Consider the following 17,432-nt stretch of genomic DNA (forward strand, 5'->3'; position numbering starts at 1 on the left):
GTGCTCCCACCGGCCAGAGGCCGCGGACCCTGTCGTTCGCGGTCACCCGGTGCGACGGTGGTCCATGGCCATCGAGGACAACAAGGACGTCGTCCGGCGTCTGGTCGAGGAGTGCGTGAACGCGCACCGAGCGGAACTGTTGTCGGACTTCGTCGGCCACGACGTCCACGTGCATCCCGGGACGCCGGGCGCAGCACCCGACACCGTGGGCCTCGATGCTCTTCGCGAGGCCTTCCACGGCTTTCGCGCCAGCTTCCCGGACCTCCGCATCCGCCTCGACCACCTGCTCGCCGAGGATGATCTGGTCGCCGCCCGGTGGACCGCGACCGGCACGCACACCGGTGCGCTGGCGGGGATTGAGCCGACGGGGGCGCACGTCCGCTGGGGCGGGACGGACATCTACCGGCTGTCCGGTGGCAAGGTCGTCGAGTGGTGGCGCAACGACGATTTCGTCTGGCTGCTGCACCAGGTCGGCCGGGACGTCGCGTCTGCCGTCCCGTAGACCGCAGCGTCGCGCGTGAAGGGCTGCCCGAAAGTTCTCCGGTACGGGAGCCTCGACCGGTGCGTGTCCTGTTCGTCGCCTCCCCGATGGTGGGGCACGTCCTGCCGTTGCTCCCGCTCGCCCGCGCTTTCTGCGCCGCCGGGCACGAGGTCCTGCTGGGCACCGGCCCGGAGGGCATGTCCGCCGCGCGGTCGGGCGGTCTCGAGGTCCGCGACGTCGCACCGGGCCTGACGGTGGGCCCCTCGTTCGGCAAGGTCGCCCTGCGGCACCCGGTGCTGGCCGTGCGCGGGGCCGACGGCCGGGACCGGGGCACCCGCTTCGTGGGCATGCTGTTCGCCGGCCTCGCCGCTCGGATGGTCGACGGTGTGGGGGCACTGGCCGAGGAGTGGGCGCCCGACCTCGTCGTCCAGGAGCCGTTCGCCGTTGCCGGAGGCGTCGTCGCGGCGTTCCGCCGCGTCCCTGTGGCGCTGGTCAACATGACGCTGTTCGACGCCGAGGAGCTGTTCGCCTCGACGGTGTCAGCACTGGGATCGGCGACACGGGTACCGCCCCCGGCCGAGGTGCTGAACCTGGCCCCAGCTGGCCTGGTGGAGCCGGCGTCGGGGCGTCCGTTGCGCTTCGTCCCGGAGGCCGGCGGGAACACTCCGGCGCCGCCGGACCTGACCCGGCCCGGCGAACGGCCGCGGATCGTGGTCAGCCGGAGCACCGTGGCCGATCCTCGTCCCGACCGGCTGATGAGCAACGTGGTGGCTGCCGCCGCGGACGCCGACGTCGACGTGGTACTGGCCCGCCCCGACAAGCGGGTGGCCGGCCGCCCCCTACCGGCCAACGTGCGGGCGACGGACTGGCTGCCCTTCCCCGCCGTCTTCCCGGCGGCCGCCGGCGCCGTGCACCACGGCGGCGCCGGCACGCTCCTCACGGCGCTGACCGCCGGGATCCCCCAGCTGCTCGTGCCCGGGGCCGGCGACCGTCGCGTGAACGGTGAGCTGCTCGCCCGCAGCGGCGCCGGGCTGGCGGTGCCGGTCGACCGCATCACCGCCCGCGACCTGGAGCGGCTGGCCACCGACGATGCCCTGGCCGCCGCCGCACGGGTGCTGGCCGCCCAGATCGCGGCGATGCCGGACCCTGCCGAGGTCATCGACGACCTGGTGGCCCTGACGCGCTGATCAGACCGGCGTGCGAACGGCGTGCCTGCTCAGGAGCAGGCCGTAGCCGATCAGGTTGGGCACGAACGCCACGACGTAGATGCCGACCTGGGTGGACGTCGCCTCGATCGGAAACCCCAGCGGCTCGGTGATGTAGTGCCCGATGAAGCCGCCGCGGTAGCCGGGCTCACCTGCGCGCTCCCGAAGCGCGAGCTCCCAGGTCGTCAGCGGGCAGTCGGAGCCGGTGAGGTACAGGCCGAGGATCGCCAGACTGACCGGCACGTGCAGCCACAGCACGCGCGGCCATCGCAGCGCGAGCAGCGAGCCGGTGAGCATGAACAGCACCGCAGCGGCGTGCAGCACCGCCACGGCGTTCGCGAGCAGCACGCCCGCAGTCTCGCACCCGAGGGACCCGGTCAGCCCCGGAGCTGCACGAGCAGGACCTGCGGCGCCTCGACCAGCGACGGCCCGTACCAGGTGAGGTGCCGTCCGCTGACGAACACCGGACGCGCCTGCGGCCATGCCTCGGGGCCGTCATCCGGGGCGAACGCGTACGGCTCGTCGGGGAAGACCACCAGGTCGGCGTCCACATCCGCGAGGTCACCCGGCGCGAGCTTCGGGTACCGGTCCGGGGACCCGGCGAAGACGTTCCGGACGCCGAGGCGCGCCAGGAGGTCGCCCGCGAAGGTGTCGCGGCCCAGCACCATCCACGGCCGCCGCCAGACCGGGACGACGGCCCGCACCTCCGGCAGCCGCGGCGGATCGGCCCAGATCTCGCGGGCCCGCGTCAGCCAGCCCGGGTCCGGACGGTCGAGGACGGCGCACAGCCGGCCGAGGGAGTCCAGCGCCTGGGCGACCGTGGCCGGCGCGGTGACCCAGACCGGGATGCCGGCGGCCCGCAACGCGACGACGTCCTCGTCCCGGTTCTCCTCGGCGTTGGCGATCACGAGATCGGGGCGCAACTGGACCACTCGCGACACGTCCGGCCACTTGGTGCCGCCGACCCGGGCGACGTCGAGACCGGCCGGGTGCGTGCACCAGTCCGTGGCGCCGGCCAGCAGGGCGGCGTCGGTGGCTGCGATCGCCTCGGTCAGCGACGGGACGAGCGACACGACCCGGCGGGGCGGCGCACCCTCGTACGCCGTCCCCCGGTCGTCGGTCGAGGTCACCGGTTCTGCAGTTCCGGCCGCGTCCCGGGCCCCGGCCTGAGCCTGCGAAGGCTGGGGAGGACGGGGTCCTTCTTCAGACGTCGGTGATCCGGACGCCGGCGTGCACCTTGTACCGGCGGTTGACCGACACGAGGTTGACCGTCAGCGCCTCGACCTGCCGGGCGTTGCGGAGCCGGCCGGCGTAGATGCCCCGCATCCCGGGCAGCCGGCTGGCCAGCGCCTGGACGGTGTCCATCGAGGCGCGGTCGTCGCCGACGACCATCACGTCGCCGTCGAGAGTCGGGCGGGAGAGGTCCTCCAACAGGACGGCGGACAGGTGGTGGAACGCCCCGACGACGTGGCTGTCGGGCAGCAGTGCCGCGGCCTGCTGGGCGACGCTGCCGTCGGCGACGTCGAGGACGTAGGCGCCGAGCTCGTCGAAGCCCATGGGGACCACGCAGTCGACGACGATCTTCCCGGCCAGTGGCGTGGCCAGCTCGGCGAGCGTGTCGGCGTGGCCGGCGTACGGGACGGCGACGATCACCAGGTCGGCGGCGCCCGCGACGTCGACGTTCGAGCCGCCCTGGACGGAGACCTCGGTCCCACCGGCGGCCGTGGTGGCACGCTGTGCGACCTCGGCGGCCACCTCCGACGCGCGCTCGGCGTCCCGGCTGCCCAGGAGGATCCGCTGTCCGGCGGCGGCCAGCCGGACGGCCAGACCGCGCCCCTGCGGGCCGGTGCCGCCCAGCACCCCGATGACCAGATCCTCGACCGTGCGTCCGTCAGACACGAAAGTCCCCTCCACCGGCCCCGGACCGCCCCGGGCACTTCCGCGATCATCCCCCGAGCGGACGACGCACCTCGCACCCGGTCAGGTTCAGCGGGTGAACGGCGTCAGTCGCCTTCCCACTTCCGGTCCTGCTCGTCGAGCTGCTCGTTGCGTTCGGCGACGGTCTGCAGGGCGCGCTCGGCTTCCTGCCGCGTCTCGTACGGGCCCAGCCGGTGACGTTCGGCGCAGCCGTCGCGGGGCTCCACGGTGTGGTGCTTGAGACAGAAGAACCAGGGTCCTGCGGCCATGTGCGCCTCCTCGGTCGGCTCGGTGGCGGTCGTCTCCGCCGGTCCCACCCTTCCACCGGCCGGGCGCCACTGCTCAGCCGTCGACCATCACCTGGTCGTGCCGGGCGTAGAAGGCGGTCATCTCCTCCGGCGAGAGGGTGCGGCCGCTGCGGCGCAGCTCGGCCATCTCCAGGAAGAACTGCTCCCGGGCGATACCGGGGGCGAACAGGATGAGGAACGACGTCCATTCGTCGCTGTCGTTGCGGAAGCCGTGCGCGCCGCCCTCGTGGACCAGCGCGTAGTCGCCCGGTCCCAACGGATCCCACGAGCCCGCGTGGTAGACGGTCAGCTGCCCCGACAGGATGTAGAAGGACTCCGAGAAGGTCTGGTGGAAGTGCGGCGCAGCTCCCGGGCTGTGCGGTGCCACGTGGTACTCGACCAGGCCGTAGCGCCCGGCCGTGACCGAGCCGGGCGCGACCATGCGCAGCTTGCTCGTCGCGCCGTTGGACACCAGCGGGTGGTCGGCCAGCGGGCGGACGTCGACGAGGGCGGGATCGACGTGGGACATGGCGTCACCCTGGCAGTCCGTCGGGCTCCTCGACACCCCTGCACCGCGTGGACCAGGCATCCTTCGGAAATTGTGGTTACCGCAACCAGTTACAGAACGGCTCCGGTACGGCATCCTGCAGTCATGACTGGCCGGTGGCAGCCCCGCCTCGACCCCGAGGTCCCTCCGATCGGCGCCACGTCGACCAGCCGCGGCCCGGAGCAGCGGGTCGCCGCCTTCACGCTCGCCGCCCTGCTCGTCGTGGGCGCGCTCATGGGATCGATCAACCTGTTCGTCGACGAAGTGCTCCGCGACGGTCCCGCGCGCTGGGTCTACGGCGCGACCATGGGGCTGCTGGTCGTGATGGCCGCGCCTCTGTTCGTCCGGCAGCGGGCCGGTCGCTGGCACATGTTCGGGCTGGTCCTGCTGGGCGACCTCATCTACGTGGTCGTGGTGCTGTGCGTCCAGGACCCGGTCCTCTACGCCACCCCGCTCATGCTCCTGTTCCCGGCCTTCGTCGCCGCGTGGTTCCTGGGCCCGTGGGAGTTCGGCGCGAACCTGATCGCCACGACGGCCGCGTGTCTGGTCGGCCTCTGGCCGAGCCACGACGATCCCGTCGCCCTCGGCGTCCAGGTCGGGGTCAGTGCAGGGATGCTGAACGCGGGTGCACTCGGCGTCTTCGTGCTCCGCCGCCGGGTGCAGCGACTGCTGGTCGCCACCCAGACCCTGACGAGGCTCGACCCGCTCACCGGCCTGTTCAACCGGCGCTTCCTCGTCGAGCAGGCGCCGCGGCTGTGGCGGCAGGCCCGTCGCGACGGCAGCCGGGTGGCGGCGCTGGTGCTCGACCTCGACCACTTCAAGCGGCTCAACGACGCCCACGGGCACGCGGCGGGCGACGCCGTCCTGCGTGCGGTGGCCGAGTCCCTGGCTTCCACCGTCCGGCCCAGCGACATCCTGGCGCGTACCGGCGGCGAGGAGCTGGTGGTGATCGGACTGGTCAGCGACCCCGATGAGGCCGCGCACCTCGCCGAGCGGCTGCGGTTCGCGGTCGCCGGCGGCCGTACGCCCGACGGCCACGCGGTGACGGCCTCGATCGGCGTCGCGCTGACGCGGCCCGCCGACGGCGAGAGCCCCACCGACGGGTTGTGGCGGCTGGTCGACCGGGCCGACGCCGCGATGTACGAGGCGAAACGGCAGGGTCGGGACCGGGTCGTCGCCCGCTGGGTGCCGCAGGCCCGGTCGCCGCTGGCCGACGAGGTAGCGGTACCTGCCGCCAGCGACGTCGCCTGAGCGAGGATTCGCCGGCCCCGCGCTCGAGCGGCGGCCTCCCTGCAGGGTCCCGTCGCGAGCCTGCGAGTGACGGGGGGCAGGGAGGTCCTTTTTCTGCAACGCTCTCGGCATGACGCTGGGGTGGCGCCCGATCCCACCCGCGCGGTGCCGTTGCCGCTGCGCGAGCAGGCCGACGTCCGCGACCGCTGGCTCACCCAGCGGCTGCTCGACGTGCTGCCCGAGCTGATGGATCGCGCCGGCATCGACGTCTGGCTGGTCATCGGCCGCGAGAGCAACGAGGACCCGGTGCTGGCCACGTTTTTGCCTGCGACGTGGCTGTCGGCCCGCCGGCGCACGATGCTCGTCCTGCACCGCAGCGACGACGGCGTCACCTCCTCCGCGGTCTCGCGCTACCCGGTGGGGCAGTTCCTGCCGGCCTGGTCACCCGACGACTCCCCCGGCCGGCCGGTCGAGGAGTCGCAGTGGGCCGAGGTGCGCCGGATCGTGGAGCAGGCCGAGCCTCGTCGCATCGGCATCGACGTCTCCGAGGCCTTCGCCCTGGCCGACGGGCTCTCCCACACCGAGCACCGGCTGCTGGTCGCGGCCCTGGGCCCGTACGCCGACCGGCTCGTCCCCGCCGAGGACCTCGTCGTGGGGTGGCTGGAGACGCGGCTGCCCGAGGAGATCCAGGCGCTGCACGGCCTCAACCGCCTCGTGCACGACGTCATCGCCGAGGCCTACTCCCCCGCCGTCCTCGTTCCGGGGACGACGACGGCCCTCGACCTCGCCTGGTGGATCCGCCAGCGCCTCCACGACCTCGGCGTCGAGCCGTGGTTCCACCCGAGCGTCTCCCTGCAGCGCGCCGGTGTCCCGCTGGTCGAGCAGGCCGGGACGCTGCTGCCCGCCGTCCCCTACGACGCGGTCATCGAACCCGGCGATCTCGTCCACTGCGACGTCGGACTGTCGAGCCTGGGCCTGCGGACGGACACCCAGCGCAACGGTTACGTGCTGCGACCCGGTGAGACCGAGGCCCCCGCCGGACTGCGGGAGGCCCTGCACGTGGGCAACCGGATGCAGGATCTGACCACCGAGGCACTGTCGGCCGGCCGGACCGGCAACGAGGTGCTGGCCCACGCACGCGCGGCCGCGGCGGCCGCAGGCATCGACGGTGACGTCTACTCCCATCCCGTCGGCTTCCACGGGCACGGCGCCGGTCCGGCGATCGGCCTGTGGGACGAGCAGGGCGGCGTGCCCGGCGCGGGCGACTACCGCGTCCACCCCGACACCGTCTACGCCCTCGAGCTCGCCGTGCGCCGGCCGGTGCCCGAATGGGGCGGGCAGTGCGTGCGGATGGCACTGGAGCAGGGCATCGCCCTGACCGGCGAGGGCGTGGAGTACCTCGACGGCCGGCAGACCGGACTCATCCTGATCCCGCCCGGCTGACCTCCCCGCTGCTCGGGACGTTGTCCCTCAGGCGGACTATCCGCGGTCGAGAATGACCGGCTGAGGGGCATCGTTAGTCAGCCGCGCGAGACCTACTTCTTGCGGGCGTCGGCCGTCTTCTTGCCGTTCGCCTTCTGGATGGCGTCGACCAGCTGCTTCTTCTTCATCTTCGAGCGGCCGGAGATGTCGAGCTTCTTCGCCAGGGTGAGCAGATGGTCCTTGGTCGCGTTCGCGTCGACCCCGCCCTTGGTCTTCTTGTTCGTGTTCCGGCCGCCCGCTGCCTGGGCGTCGGACGGACCCTTCTTGCCGCCGGCCTTCTTCTCCCAGTGGTCGCCGACCTTCTCGAAACTGTGCTTGACCGCGGCCCACGCGACCTGGTTGGCCCGCTTCTCGTCGCCGTACTCGTCGGCCGCCGAGTCGTGCGCCTTCGCGAACGTGCGCTGGGCCTTCTTCGGTGAGCGCTGCAGCGTGCTGGGCAGCTCGGACTGCTTCGCCTTGCCGTCCTTCGTGGTCTTCGGCATGACCGCTCCTCTCGGGTCGTGGGTCCACCCCTACCCCCGAGCACCGCGATGATCACATCCGCAGGAACGGGACCAGTGCGGCGGCCAGCTCGTCCGGCGCGTCCTCGGCCATGTGGTGGCCGCTGTCGATCCGCGCGCCGCCGCGCAGGTCGGTGGTCCAGCCGGCCCAGATCGCCCGGGGATCGCCGTGCAACTCCTCGAGGTCGTCCCGCGCGGACCACAGGACCAGCGTCGGGCAGGCGATCCGGCGTCCGGCCGCACGGTCGGCCTCCTCCGTGGCCCGGTCGATGCCCAGCCCGGCGCGGTAGTCCTCCAGCATCGCGTGCACCGTGGCGGGGTCGCGGATCGCCGCCAGGTGGTCGGCGTGGTTCTCCTCCCCCATCTGCTCGGTCCTGCCGGGCGCCAGCGAGCCGTACCAGGCCTCGGGGTCGGCCGTGATCGCCCGCTCGGGCTTGTCGGGCTGGGCGAAGAAGAACCAGTGCCACCAGGCGGTGGCGAACCGGGCGTCGGTGCGCTCGAGGTGCTCGACGATCGGCACGCAGTCGAGCACGGCCAGATGCGTGACCGCGCCCGGGTGGTCCATCGCCGTCCGCATGGCCACGTAGCTGCCCCGGTCGTGCCCGACCACCGCGAACCGCTCGTACCCGAGCCGGGTCATGAGCGCGACGACGTCGCCGGCCATGGCCCGCTTGGAGTAGGGGGCGTGGTCCTCGGTCGTCGGCGGTTTCGACGACCGCCCGTAACCCCGGAGGTCGGGGCACACCACCGTGTGGCCGGCCGCGACCAGCTGCGGCGCCACCCGGTGCCAGGTCGTGTGCGTGCGCGGGTGACCGTGCAGCAGGACGACGGGCGGCCCGCTCCCCCCGGTCCGCACGCGGAGCTCGATGCCGTCCCCGACGTCGATCCGCGACTGGTCGAACTCCGTGAAGAACTCCACGGCCGGATCCTCGCCGATTCCGGGCGCGCGCTCAGGTCCGCGGACGGTCGATGAGCCGGGACAGGACGATCACGCTGCGCGTGTGGTCCACGTTGGGCTCGTCGCGGATGCGCTCGAGCGCGCGCTCCAGTTGCTTGACGTCGGAGGCGAGCATGTGGACCAGTGCGTCCGCCGCGCCGGACACCGTCGCCGCGCCGACCACCTCGGGCACCCGCTCGAGGCTCCGCCGCAGGTCCTCCGGTGCGACCGTGCCCTTGCAGTACAGCTCCACGTAGGCCTCGGTCTGCCAGCCCAGGACGTCGGGGTCGATCTGGGCGGTGAAGCCGCGGATCGCGCCCGAGGCCACCAGCCGGTCGACGCGCCGCTTCACCGCCGGCGCGGAGAGGCCGACCTCCGACCCGATCTCGCTGAAGGTCGCCCGTGCGTTGCGCAGGAGGCAGCCGATCACCTGCTCGTCGATGCTGTCCATTATCGCCTCCACGCAACGGATCGCTCTCAGTGATCAATGGACACAACGTATCGCCCGTGAACACGCAAGGGAACAGCGTTGTATTGCGTCACCGCCGTCCCTAGCGTTCGCGTCGTCCGGCAGTGGCGCCGGAACCGTTGTTCCGAGGAGCCCCTGGTGACCGTTGTCCTGCCCCTTCCCCGGGCCGCCGAGCCGCTCGAGCGGGTCGCGACCCCGAGGCGCTACCTGATGTGCGCACCGCAGCACTTCGAGGTCAGCTACGCGATCAACCCGTGGATGGACGTCACCCGCGGCGCCGACCGCGACCTCGCCCTCCGGCAGTGGGAGACGCTCCGGCGGACCTATCTGGACCTCGGCCACCAGGTCGAGCTCATCGAGCCGGTGCCGGGCCTGCCGGACATGGTCTTCGCCGCCAACGGCGGCCTGGTGATCGAGGGACACGCCCTCGGTGCCCGGTTCACGCACGCCGAGCGACGCGCCGAGGGGCCGGCCTACCTCCGCCGGCTGGGCAGCCTCGACCTCAAGACGGTCAGCGAGCCGGTGCACGTCAACGAGGGCGAGGGTGACTTCCTCGTCGTCGGCGAGCTCGTGCTGGCGGGCACCGGCTTCCGCACCGACCCGGGTGCGCACACCGAGGTCCAGGAGCTGTTCGGCATCCCGGTCGTCTCGCTGCAGCTGGTCGACCCGCGCTTCTACCACCTCGACACCGCGCTGGCGGTCCTCGACGACCGGAACGTCGCGTACTACCCGGACGCCTTCAGCCCGGGCAGCCGCGCGGTCCTGCAGCGGCTCTTCCCTGACGCCGTCCTCGCCTCCGAGGCCGACGCCACCGTGCTCGGGCTGAACGCGGTGTCCGACGGCCGGCACGTCGTCCTGCCGTCCGCGGCCGCCGGCCTGGCGGCGCAGCTGCGCGAGCGCGGCTACGAGCCCGTCGGCGTCGACCTCGGCGAGCTGCTGAAGGCCGGCGGCAGCGTCAAGTGCTGCACCCTGGAGGTCCGCGCCTGAGCCGTACCGGTCAGCTCTCCAGGTAGGCCGACCAGTGCGCCCTCTCGCTCTCGGTGAGCGCGCGGCTGGTGTCGGTGGCGAAGTCGAACATCACCAGGACGACGTCGGCGCGGATGGCCACCTGGTCGTCCTGGACCAGCTCCTGCCGCACGGTCAGCGACTTGGTGCCGATCCGGGTCACCCAGCTGGAGACGCACGGCCGCTCGCCGACCCGGTAGTACAGCTGCCTCAGGTAGTCGACCTCGAGGCGGGCCAGGATCACCCCGCCGCCCGGGCCGTCGACCATCGCCAGCCTCGCGTCCTCGATCAGGCTCAGCGCGCGGGCGTGGTTGACGTGCCCGAGCGAGTCGGGATCGGACCAGCGCAGCTGGACCGGGTGCTCGTGCCGCACGTCAGGGCAGGTCGGCAGTGTCCGACGACTGCCGGTGCCCGCCCTGGGCGTCGTCCGGGTCGGCGTGGATCGTGCGTTCCTCGGACTCGGCCAGGATGACCGCCGCCTGCACCTTCGGGTCCAGATCTCCCTGCGCCGGGTCCGGGTGACCCTCCACCGCCACCTCCTCGGGCAGCAGCTGGGCCCGCGTCTCCACGTTGCCCTCGGTGACGTTGGCGACCGCCTCGGGCGAGGGGTCCTTCATCGACGGCATGTCAGAACCGCTGCTGCTCGGTGCCGAGTCCCAGGGTGCGGGCGACATCCTGGACGTTCTCGAACTGCCGCCCCTCGGGCAGCCGCCTCAGCTGGGCCAGGACGTTGTCGGTGGCGTTGCCCTCCTGCGCCTTGGCGACGAGCGTGTCGCGGTCGGCCGGCCAGACCTCCTTGCCCAGGGCTTCGGACAGCGCCGCGCGACGCTCGATGTCGCCTTCATCGGTGCCGGGCGGTGTCGCCGGCTGGTGCGGGTCGCTCACGGGAAACGATCTCCTTCGGTCGGACGAATGAGTCAGGAGGCCGACGCCGTGGAGGCGTCGGTGTAGCGGAGGACGGCGGCGACGAGCGCCCCGTCCGGCATCGCGGAGGCGGGCACGACCACGACGCCGGCGCTGCTGGCGACGGCGGCTGCGAGCAGGGCCCGGTCGGCCGGGACGACCTCACCGTGGATCCCGAGGGCGTCCATGTCGTGCTGGTCCACGCCCAGCTCGAGCGGAGAGCCGCCCACCAGGAGCGTCTCGTCGGCGAACTCGTCGGCCAGGACGAGGGTCTCGACCTGGCCCTTGCGCAGGGCCTCCACCACCTGATCGGTGCCGGTCACCGACAGTCCGTGCGCCCCGGCCGCCTGGACCTGCTCGATGGCCTCGGCGATCGCCCGCGCCTCGTGCTCGGCGACCAGCTCGGCCGCACGGCGCTGCACGGGCTCGCGATCGGCACCGGCGGCGCGGCCCCCCTCGTCCATCGAGACGACCAGGTCCGACCAGGAGTCGCTCGCCCGGTCGGTGAGGATCTGGCGGGCACGCACGTCACCGGCCACGAGGACGAATCCCAGCGGGAGCCTCCTGGCCAGCGAGGCGATCTCCTCGGCCACCTGGTCGGCGTTCTCGACCCACTGGTTCTCGGCGGTGTGCATGTAGGTGTTGTGGGCCCACCCGCCCACCTTCACCTTCTGCATGTGGAAGGTGTCGCCCTCCAGCTGCTTCTCCTCCTCCGTCCGGCCGGCCGGGCCCACCACGGAGATGTCGGCGCCCACCCGATCGGCGATGACCACGAGGTGCGGGACCCGCCCCGCCAGCTGCCTCAGGACCGGCAGCAGCGCGGGCTGCGGCGACCATTCGCTGGTTTCCTGGCGCGGGGAGTCGGCCAGCGCCTCGTCGAGCACCACCGAGCCGTCCGCGGCGACGACCACGGCGCGCCCCCGCAACGTCCCCGCCTGGCCGCCGTCGTTGCCCTCCAGCAACCGGCTGCGGACGGCCTCCACCGCGGTCTCGGGAGCGCCCTGCTCGGTCAGCCGCTCGGTGATCGCGCGCACGCGCAGGTCGAGTTCGGTGTCGGCGTTCTCGGTGGTGTGCGTGACATCTGCGCAGACGGTGGCGAAGGGCCCCTCGGCAGCGAAGACGGGTTCCAGGAAGGACACGTCCATGACGGTGGCGCAACTCCTCGAGTCGGTCGGTCGGTGCCCTGCACTGGGCACCCTCGCCGTCGCCGCCTACCCACCGACCAGGTCCTCACACCCGGTGTCGGACGCGCAGGACCGGGTAGGCGAACCTCGGCCCGGCCATCACACGGGTGACCATCTCGAGGAGGAACCTTGACCGAGCGCGACGATCTGCCGCTGTCCGACTACGACCACCTGCCCGTGGGTTCGCTGACCTCCCGGATCCGCACCCTGGGGTCCGGTGACCTGAAGACGCTGCTGGAGTACGAGCGCTCGCACGCCAATCGCATCCAGGTGGTCAGCGCGATGCAGCACCGGCTCTCCGGGCTCGCCGACGGCGCCCAGCCGTCCGGAGGTGACCCGGCCGCCACCGGGGCGGACGCTCCCCCACCGCCGGCCGGCGGGTCGCAGGTGTCCGAGGCGACGACGGGGCCGCCGGTCAACCCGCCGTCCCAGGGCGACCCGACCAACCCGGCCCAGCCACGGCAGTAAGGAGCCGGCCGGGTCGTCCCGAGTGGGCCCCGAAGGGGTCCGCGCAGGGACGACGAACACGCTCAGCGCAACCGAGGAACGGTGATTGGCCGCGGTGCGACCCGGAGGGCCGCCATGTCATGGTCCGCGCAGGGACGACGAACACGCTCAGCGCAACCGAGGAACGGTGATTGGCCGCGGTGCGACCCGGACCGTCGCCATGTCATGGTCCGCGCAGGGTCGACGAAGCGGCTCAGGTCAGGCCGGGACGGCAACTGGCCGCGGTGTCGTCCGGAGGACGACAGTGTCATGTGCTGAATGCGGCCACGATGTCCATGACCGCCGGCCCGAGCAGCACGATGAACAGGGTCGGCAGGATGCAGAGGATCAGCGGGAAGATCACCTTCACGGGGATCTGCATCGCCTTCTCCTCGGCCCGCTGTCGGCGCTTGAGCCGCATCTCCTGGGCCTGTGTGCGCAGCACGTCCGCGATGGAGACGCCGTACTGGTCGGCCTGGACGACGGCGCGGATGAAGCGCCGCAGGTCCTGGACGCCGGTCCGATCGGCGAGCGCGAGGTAGGCCTCACGGCGGGGCTGGCCGACCGCGATGTCCTGCAGGGTGCGCACCAACTCCTCGGCCAGCGGTCCCCTGCCGTTGTTGCCGGCCCGCGCCATCGCCGATTCGAAGCCGAGGCCGGCCTCGACGGCGATCGTCATCTGGTCGAGGGTGTCCGCCAGCTCCAACGTGATCGCCTGCTGCCGCTCCTGCCCCCGGCTGTGCAGCAGCAACTCGGGGAGGAAGTAGGCGACGAGCGTGCCCACGACGGCCGTGCCGATGGTCAGTGCACTCGGTCCGCCACTGACCACGAGCAGGCCGAGACCACCGGCGACGAGGCCCAGCACCAGCTTGGCGGCCACCAGCCTGGGTATCGGCCACGCCGCCGGCCGGCCGGCGGTGCCGGCCAGGCGGTTGAGCCGGGCCACGGTTCCCCGCGGGGTCAGGCCCTCGACCAGCCGGGCGAGGAGCCCGGGTCCGGTGCGCCCCGCTGCGGAGCTGCCGGGGCCGGACTCGATGCCACGGAGCAGGTTGTCCCGCGACTGGACGGCGACGGCGTCCGGACGGGCGAACAGCGACCAGCCCAGCACCGGGACGGCGACGGCGACGGCGATGCCGGCCGCGAGCACGGAGATCGGGAGGACGCTCATCAGAACTTGATCGCCACGGTCTTCTTGAGCCAGAGCGCGCCGATCAGCAGCATCACCGCGGCCGCCCCCAGCATCCCGTAACCCGTCGCGCTCTCGGTGAACTTGGCGAGGTATCCCGGGTTGGTGAGGGAGATGAACCCCGTGACGCCGAACGGCAGGGCCATGAGCACGATCGCCGACAGCTTCCCCTCGGCCGACAGCGCCTTGACCTGACGGCGGATGGTGTTCCGCTCGCGGATGGTGTGACCCACGGCGTCGAGCACCTCGGCCAGGTTGCCGCCCACCTCCCGGTGGATGGCGATGGCCTGGGCCACCCAGGTGAAGTCGTCGCTGCCCATCCGCTCGGCGACCTCGTCCAGGGCATCGTTGAGGTCACGACCGACGCGGGTCTCGTTGACGATCCGCGCGAACTCCTCCGACGTCGGGGCGTCCGCCTCGGACGCGACCGAGTCGACCGACCGCAGGAGGCTGTGGCCCGCGCGCAGGCTGCCGGCCATCAACTGCAGCGAGTCGTCGAGCTGATCGGCGAAAGCGGCCTGACGGCGGGAGGCACGGACCTTCAGCAGCAGCTTCGCCGCGAGGGGTACCCCGGCCAGGGAGAGCACGCCGAGGAGGAAGCCGCCGAGCACGAAGGCCAGGACCCCGAGCACCACGGTGCCCAGCCCGACAACCAGCACGAAGTCCGGCAGGCGCATCGACATGCCCGCCCGCTCCAGTGCGGCCTCGCCGGCGGCCACCCCGCCGCGCTTGACCAGCACCTTCTCCACGGCCGCACCCGCCGCAGCGCCCGCACCGGCCAGCGCCGAGGTCGGCGGCGCCACCGAGGGGTCGAGCCGGCTCAGCGGCACCCGGCGGGGCCCGGCCGGCAGCACCACGAAGGCGAGGACGAGCACAGCAGCGGCGACCGCCATGACGCCGACGGCGAGCAGCAACGGGGACACGATCACCAGCCCCGCCCGCCGGCCGGCTCCGCGACCCCGAACACCCGGGGCGACAGCTTGATGCCGAGGTCGTCGAACTTGTCGGTGAAGCGCGGCCGGACACCGGTGGGCACCGGCTTGCCGAGGAACTTGCCGTGGGCGTCGACCCCGGCGGAGTAGTCGAAGAGGAAAGCGTCCTGGAGGGTGACCGTCTCCCCCTCCATGCCCTGCACCTCGGTCACGTGCGTCACCCGGCGACTGCCGTCGCGCAGGCGGGTGATCTGCACGACGACGTCGACCGCGGAGGCGATCTGCTCGCGGATGGCGCGCAGCGGCAGGTCCATGCCGGCCATCAGCACGAGGGTCTCCAGCCGGGCGATCGCATCGCGGGGAGTGTTCGCGTGCACGGTGGACAGCGAACCGTCGTGGCCGGTGTTCATCGCCTGGAGCATGTCGAGGCTCTCCCCGCCACGGCACTCCCCGACCACGATCCGGTCGGGCCGCATGCGCAGCGAGTTCCGGACCAGGTCCCGGATGCTGATCGCACCCCTGCCCTCGATGTTCGGGGGGCGGGACTCCAGCCGGACCACGTGCTCCTGCTGGAGCTGCAGCTCGACGGCGTCCTCGATGGTGACGATCCGCTCGCCCTCCGGGATGAACGAGGACAGCACGTTGAGCAGCGTCGTCTTACCGGTACCCGTACCGCCGGAGACGATCACGTTGAGCCGGGCCTCGACGCAGGCGTTCAGCAGTTCGGCCATCTCCGGCGACAGGGTGCCGAAGTTGATCAGGTCGTCGACGGTGAACGGGTCCTTGGAGAACTTGCGGATCGTGAGCGTGGACCCGCTGAAGGCCAGCGGCGGGATGATCGCGTTGACGCGGGACCCGTCGGCCAGGCGCGCGTCGACCAGCGGCGAGGACTCGTCGATGCGCCGTCCCACGCGGGAGACGATGCGGTCGATGACCCGGCGCAGATGCTCCTCAGAGGTGAACCGCGTCGGGGTGCGCTCGAGCCTGCCGCTGCGCTCGACGTAGATCGCGTCCGGCCCGTTGACCATGATCTCGCTGACCGCGTGGTCGTCGAGCAACTTCTGCAGCGGGCCGTAGCCGAGCACGTCGTCGGCCAGTTCGGCGGTGAGCCGCTGCCGCTCCTCGGCGCTGAGCGGGACGTTCTCCTCCTCGACCACCTCGTCGAGCTCGCCGAGCACGATCGTGCGCAGCGCCCCCTCGCTCAGGCTCGGGTCGTTCATCCGGCTGCCCATGCGCTCGAACAGCGCCTTGCCCACGCGATCCTTGAGTCGGGCGAGGGCATCGGTCGGCGGAGGAGGGGTCGGGGTCGGGGTCGCGACCGGGCGCGGCGCCGGGACGCCCGTGGTCGCGGATCCGCCGGTGGCCGGGGCCGCGGAGACCACGGCCGGGACACCGCGCGCCGCCTCGAAACGGGAGGCGAGGTTCATCAGCCGGCTGCCCGGTGCTTGGCCCGGTACCTGCCGGGCTTCATGAGCGGGGTGGCCGCGAAGCGGGAGACCAGGCGACGCATCTCCTTGGCCATCGGGTCGCGTCGGTGGCTCTGCAGGATGGGCACCCCCTGGTTGGTGGACGCGGGCACGGCCTTCGAGCGCGGCAGGACGACGTCGACTCCGGTGCCGATCGTCGTCTCGACGTCGCGCACCGACAGGCCGCCCTTGGCGTCGGCGAAGTTCATGACGATGTGCCGGCCGGCCGGGATCATGGCCAGCTCACGGAGCACGTCGAGCTCTTTGCGCAGCCCACGGACGCCGGGGACGTCCATGCTGGTCAGCATCACGACGTCGGAGGCGCGGTCCAGCGCGGCCAGCGTCTGCTCGGACAGCCCGGGCGCGGTGTCGACGACGACGTAGCGGAACTCCCGCGCCAGCGAGGCCAGCAGTCGAGTGACGTCCTCGCCGCTGACGGCGTCCCCGGCCGCCGGGTTCTCCGACCCGCAGACCGCGTACAGCCCGCTCGGGTGCTGGGTGAGGAAGGTCTTGAGGACCATCGTGTCCTCGCTCGCCGGGCCCCGGACGGCGTCCGGGAGCGTGTATTCGGGAACGAGGCCGAGAGCCGAGGCGACGTCACCGAACTGCACGTCGAGGTCGACCAGCACGGTGGACTGCGGGGCTGCGGCGGTCAGCCCGATGGCCAGGTTGGTCGACACGGTCGTCTTGCCCACCCCGCCCTTGGGCGAGGCGATGGTGATGACCCGGCCTGCGTACCGCTCGGTCTCGCCCCCCGGGCGCAGCACCCGCCGCCGGCTCGCGGCGGTGTGGCCGGCCCGCTCGACGGCGGCCTGGATCTCGGCCACGTCCGCGGTGGGCGGCAGGAGGTCCCGGATGCCGGCACGCATCGCGGCCTGCCACATGTCCAGGGACGGCTCGGCCATGAGGACGACGGTGATCCCGGGGCTCTGCACGTCCAGCCGCGAAGCCAGCATGAGCACCTCGGGCGCCGGCGCGTGCGGACCCACGAGCAGCACGTCGGGCAGCTCGCCGTCGACGAGCTGCTCGAACAGCCGGGCGGGGTCACCCGGCAGCCGTCCGGGGGGCAGGACGTGCACGTCCCCGTCCGTCGCCTGCTTCACCCGCAGGATCAGCTCCTCATCGGCACCGGCCAGCACGACGCGGCTCATCTCTCCTCCTCCCTGGCGCTCGTCGGCTGCATTCGCCGCGCTGCTGTGCTCACTGGTGAGCTCG

The 17,432-nt window shown here is 72.4% G+C and carries 22 protein-coding genes; 6 read left to right on the forward strand and 16 right to left on the reverse strand.

Going from position 1 to position 17,432, the window contains the following annotated elements:
* Positions 1-64 precede the first annotated feature (64 nt).
* Together FHU33_RS14960 and FHU33_RS14965 are read left to right on the forward strand one after the other, a co-directional pair.
* Positions 65-502: an ester cyclase gene (locus tag FHU33_RS14960; protein ID WP_142026048.1), complete on the forward strand. Its 438-nt coding sequence runs from the start codon at positions 65-67 to the stop codon at positions 500-502.
* Positions 503-561: 59 nt separating this feature from the next.
* Positions 562-1,668, forward strand: coding sequence for a glycosyltransferase (locus tag FHU33_RS14965; RefSeq protein WP_142026049.1), 1,107 nt, complete (start codon positions 562-564; stop codon positions 1,666-1,668).
* Here FHU33_RS14965 and FHU33_RS14970 read toward each other — a convergent pair whose 3' ends face one another.
* The 5 genes from FHU33_RS14970 to FHU33_RS14990 all read right to left on the reverse strand — a co-directional run bounded on the left by FHU33_RS14970 (position 1,669) and on the right by FHU33_RS14990 (position 4,419).
* Positions 1,669-2,034: a DUF2784 domain-containing protein gene (locus FHU33_RS14970; protein ID WP_142026050.1), complete on the reverse strand. Its 366-nt coding sequence runs from the start codon at positions 2,032-2,034 to the stop codon at positions 1,669-1,671.
* 29 nt (positions 2,035-2,063) lie between these two features.
* Positions 2,064-2,816 carry a helical backbone metal receptor gene (locus FHU33_RS14975; RefSeq protein WP_246063660.1) on the reverse strand — a complete coding sequence of 251 codons (753 nt, stop codon included), beginning with the start codon at positions 2,814-2,816 and terminating at the stop codon, positions 2,064-2,066.
* A gap of 73 nt (positions 2,817-2,889) precedes the next feature.
* The gene (gene npdG / locus FHU33_RS14980) at positions 2,890-3,585 is read right to left on the reverse strand and encodes an NADPH-dependent F420 reductase (protein WP_142026051.1); all 696 of its coding nucleotides are present in this window, start codon (positions 3,583-3,585) and stop codon (positions 2,890-2,892) included.
* 104 nt (positions 3,586-3,689) lie between these two features.
* The gene (locus tag FHU33_RS14985; protein ID WP_142026052.1) at positions 3,690-3,872 is read right to left on the reverse strand and encodes a hypothetical protein; all 183 of its coding nucleotides are present in this window, start codon (positions 3,870-3,872) and stop codon (positions 3,690-3,692) included.
* A 73-nt stretch (positions 3,873-3,945) separates the two neighbouring features.
* Entirely contained in the window at positions 3,946-4,419 is a 474-nt protein-coding gene (locus FHU33_RS14990) for a cupin domain-containing protein (protein WP_142026053.1), read from the reverse strand.
* Between the two features lie 123 nt (positions 4,420-4,542).
* Here FHU33_RS14990 and FHU33_RS14995 point away from each other — a divergent pair, with 123 nt between their 5' ends.
* Positions 4,543-5,688 carry a GGDEF domain-containing protein gene (locus FHU33_RS14995; RefSeq protein WP_142026054.1) on the forward strand — a complete coding sequence of 382 codons (1,146 nt, stop codon included), beginning with the start codon at positions 4,543-4,545 and terminating at the stop codon, positions 5,686-5,688.
* Between the two features lie 120 nt (positions 5,689-5,808).
* Entirely contained in the window at positions 5,809-7,110 is a 1,302-nt protein-coding gene (locus tag FHU33_RS15000) for a M24 family metallopeptidase (protein WP_142026055.1), read from the forward strand.
* A 92-nt stretch (positions 7,111-7,202) separates the two neighbouring features.
* Here the strand turns inward: FHU33_RS15000 and FHU33_RS15005 are convergent, their stop codons facing one another.
* Genes FHU33_RS15005 through FHU33_RS15015 form a run of 3 tightly spaced genes read right to left on the reverse strand, consistent with a single transcriptional unit; the run spans position 7,203 to position 9,037 of the window.
* Positions 7,203-7,631: a ChaB family protein gene (locus FHU33_RS15005; RefSeq protein ID WP_142026056.1), complete on the reverse strand. Its 429-nt coding sequence runs from the start codon at positions 7,629-7,631 to the stop codon at positions 7,203-7,205.
* 52 nt (positions 7,632-7,683) lie between these two features.
* A complete protein-coding gene (locus FHU33_RS15010) occupies positions 7,684-8,568 on the reverse strand; it encodes an alpha/beta fold hydrolase (RefSeq protein ID WP_142026057.1) in 885 nt (294 codons plus the stop codon).
* Positions 8,569-8,599: 31 nt separating this feature from the next.
* Positions 8,600-9,037 carry an Lrp/AsnC family transcriptional regulator gene (locus tag FHU33_RS15015; protein WP_142026058.1) on the reverse strand — a complete coding sequence of 146 codons (438 nt, stop codon included), beginning with the start codon at positions 9,035-9,037 and terminating at the stop codon, positions 8,600-8,602.
* Between the two features lie 156 nt (positions 9,038-9,193).
* Here FHU33_RS15015 and ddaH point away from each other — a divergent pair, with 156 nt between their 5' ends.
* Entirely contained in the window at positions 9,194-10,042 is an 849-nt protein-coding gene (gene ddaH / locus FHU33_RS15020) for a dimethylargininase (protein WP_211355141.1), read from the forward strand.
* 10 nt (positions 10,043-10,052) lie between these two features.
* Here ddaH and FHU33_RS15025 read toward each other — a convergent pair whose 3' ends face one another.
* From FHU33_RS15025 to FHU33_RS15040, 4 genes are read right to left on the reverse strand one after another with little or no spacing between them, the layout of a single operon-like run.
* Positions 10,053-10,433, reverse strand: a complete 381-nt coding sequence (locus FHU33_RS15025; protein WP_142026059.1) for an acyl-CoA thioesterase — start codon at positions 10,431-10,433, stop codon at positions 10,053-10,055.
* 1 nt (position 10,434) lies between these two features.
* Positions 10,435-10,686 carry a hypothetical protein gene (locus FHU33_RS15030; protein ID WP_142026060.1) on the reverse strand — a complete coding sequence of 84 codons (252 nt, stop codon included), beginning with the start codon at positions 10,684-10,686 and terminating at the stop codon, positions 10,435-10,437.
* Between the two features lies 1 nt (position 10,687).
* Complete coding sequence (locus FHU33_RS15035) at positions 10,688-10,945, reverse strand: DUF2795 domain-containing protein (RefSeq protein ID WP_142026061.1); 258 nt, start codon at positions 10,943-10,945, stop codon at positions 10,688-10,690.
* 32 nt (positions 10,946-10,977) lie between these two features.
* Positions 10,978-12,108, reverse strand: a complete 1,131-nt coding sequence (locus FHU33_RS15040; RefSeq protein WP_142026062.1) for a baeRF2 domain-containing protein — start codon at positions 12,106-12,108, stop codon at positions 10,978-10,980.
* A 168-nt stretch (positions 12,109-12,276) separates the two neighbouring features.
* Here FHU33_RS15040 and FHU33_RS15045 point away from each other — a divergent pair, with 168 nt between their 5' ends.
* Positions 12,277-12,615, forward strand: coding sequence for a DUF8129 domain-containing protein (locus FHU33_RS15045; protein WP_142026063.1), 339 nt, complete (start codon positions 12,277-12,279; stop codon positions 12,613-12,615).
* A 286-nt stretch (positions 12,616-12,901) separates the two neighbouring features.
* Here the strand turns inward: FHU33_RS15045 and FHU33_RS15050 are convergent, their stop codons facing one another.
* The 4 genes from FHU33_RS15050 to FHU33_RS15065 are packed head-to-tail and all read right to left on the reverse strand — an operon-like array spanning position 12,902 to position 17,368.
* Positions 12,902-13,801 (reverse strand): type II secretion system F family protein, encoded by a 900-nt coding sequence (locus FHU33_RS15050; protein ID WP_142026064.1) that lies wholly within the window; start codon positions 13,799-13,801, stop codon positions 12,902-12,904.
* The gene (locus tag FHU33_RS15055) at positions 13,801-14,748 is read right to left on the reverse strand and encodes a type II secretion system F family protein (protein WP_246063662.1); all 948 of its coding nucleotides are present in this window, start codon (positions 14,746-14,748) and stop codon (positions 13,801-13,803) included. The genes FHU33_RS15050 and FHU33_RS15055 overlap by 1 nt, the downstream gene beginning before the upstream one ends.
* Entirely contained in the window at positions 14,745-16,178 is a 1,434-nt protein-coding gene (locus FHU33_RS15060) for a TadA family conjugal transfer-associated ATPase (protein ID WP_142026065.1), read from the reverse strand. The genes FHU33_RS15055 and FHU33_RS15060 overlap by 4 nt, the downstream gene beginning before the upstream one ends.
* Positions 16,178-17,368 carry a CpaE/TadZ family protein gene (locus tag FHU33_RS15065; protein ID WP_142026066.1) on the reverse strand — a complete coding sequence of 397 codons (1,191 nt, stop codon included), beginning with the start codon at positions 17,366-17,368 and terminating at the stop codon, positions 16,178-16,180. Before FHU33_RS15065 ends, FHU33_RS15060 begins: the two co-directional genes overlap by 1 nt.
* Positions 17,369-17,432: the final 64 nt, after the last annotated feature.

It is taken from the genome of Blastococcus colisei (assembly GCF_006717095.1).
GTDB classification, from domain to species: Bacteria; Actinomycetota; Actinomycetes; order Mycobacteriales; family Geodermatophilaceae; genus Blastococcus_B; species Blastococcus_B colisei.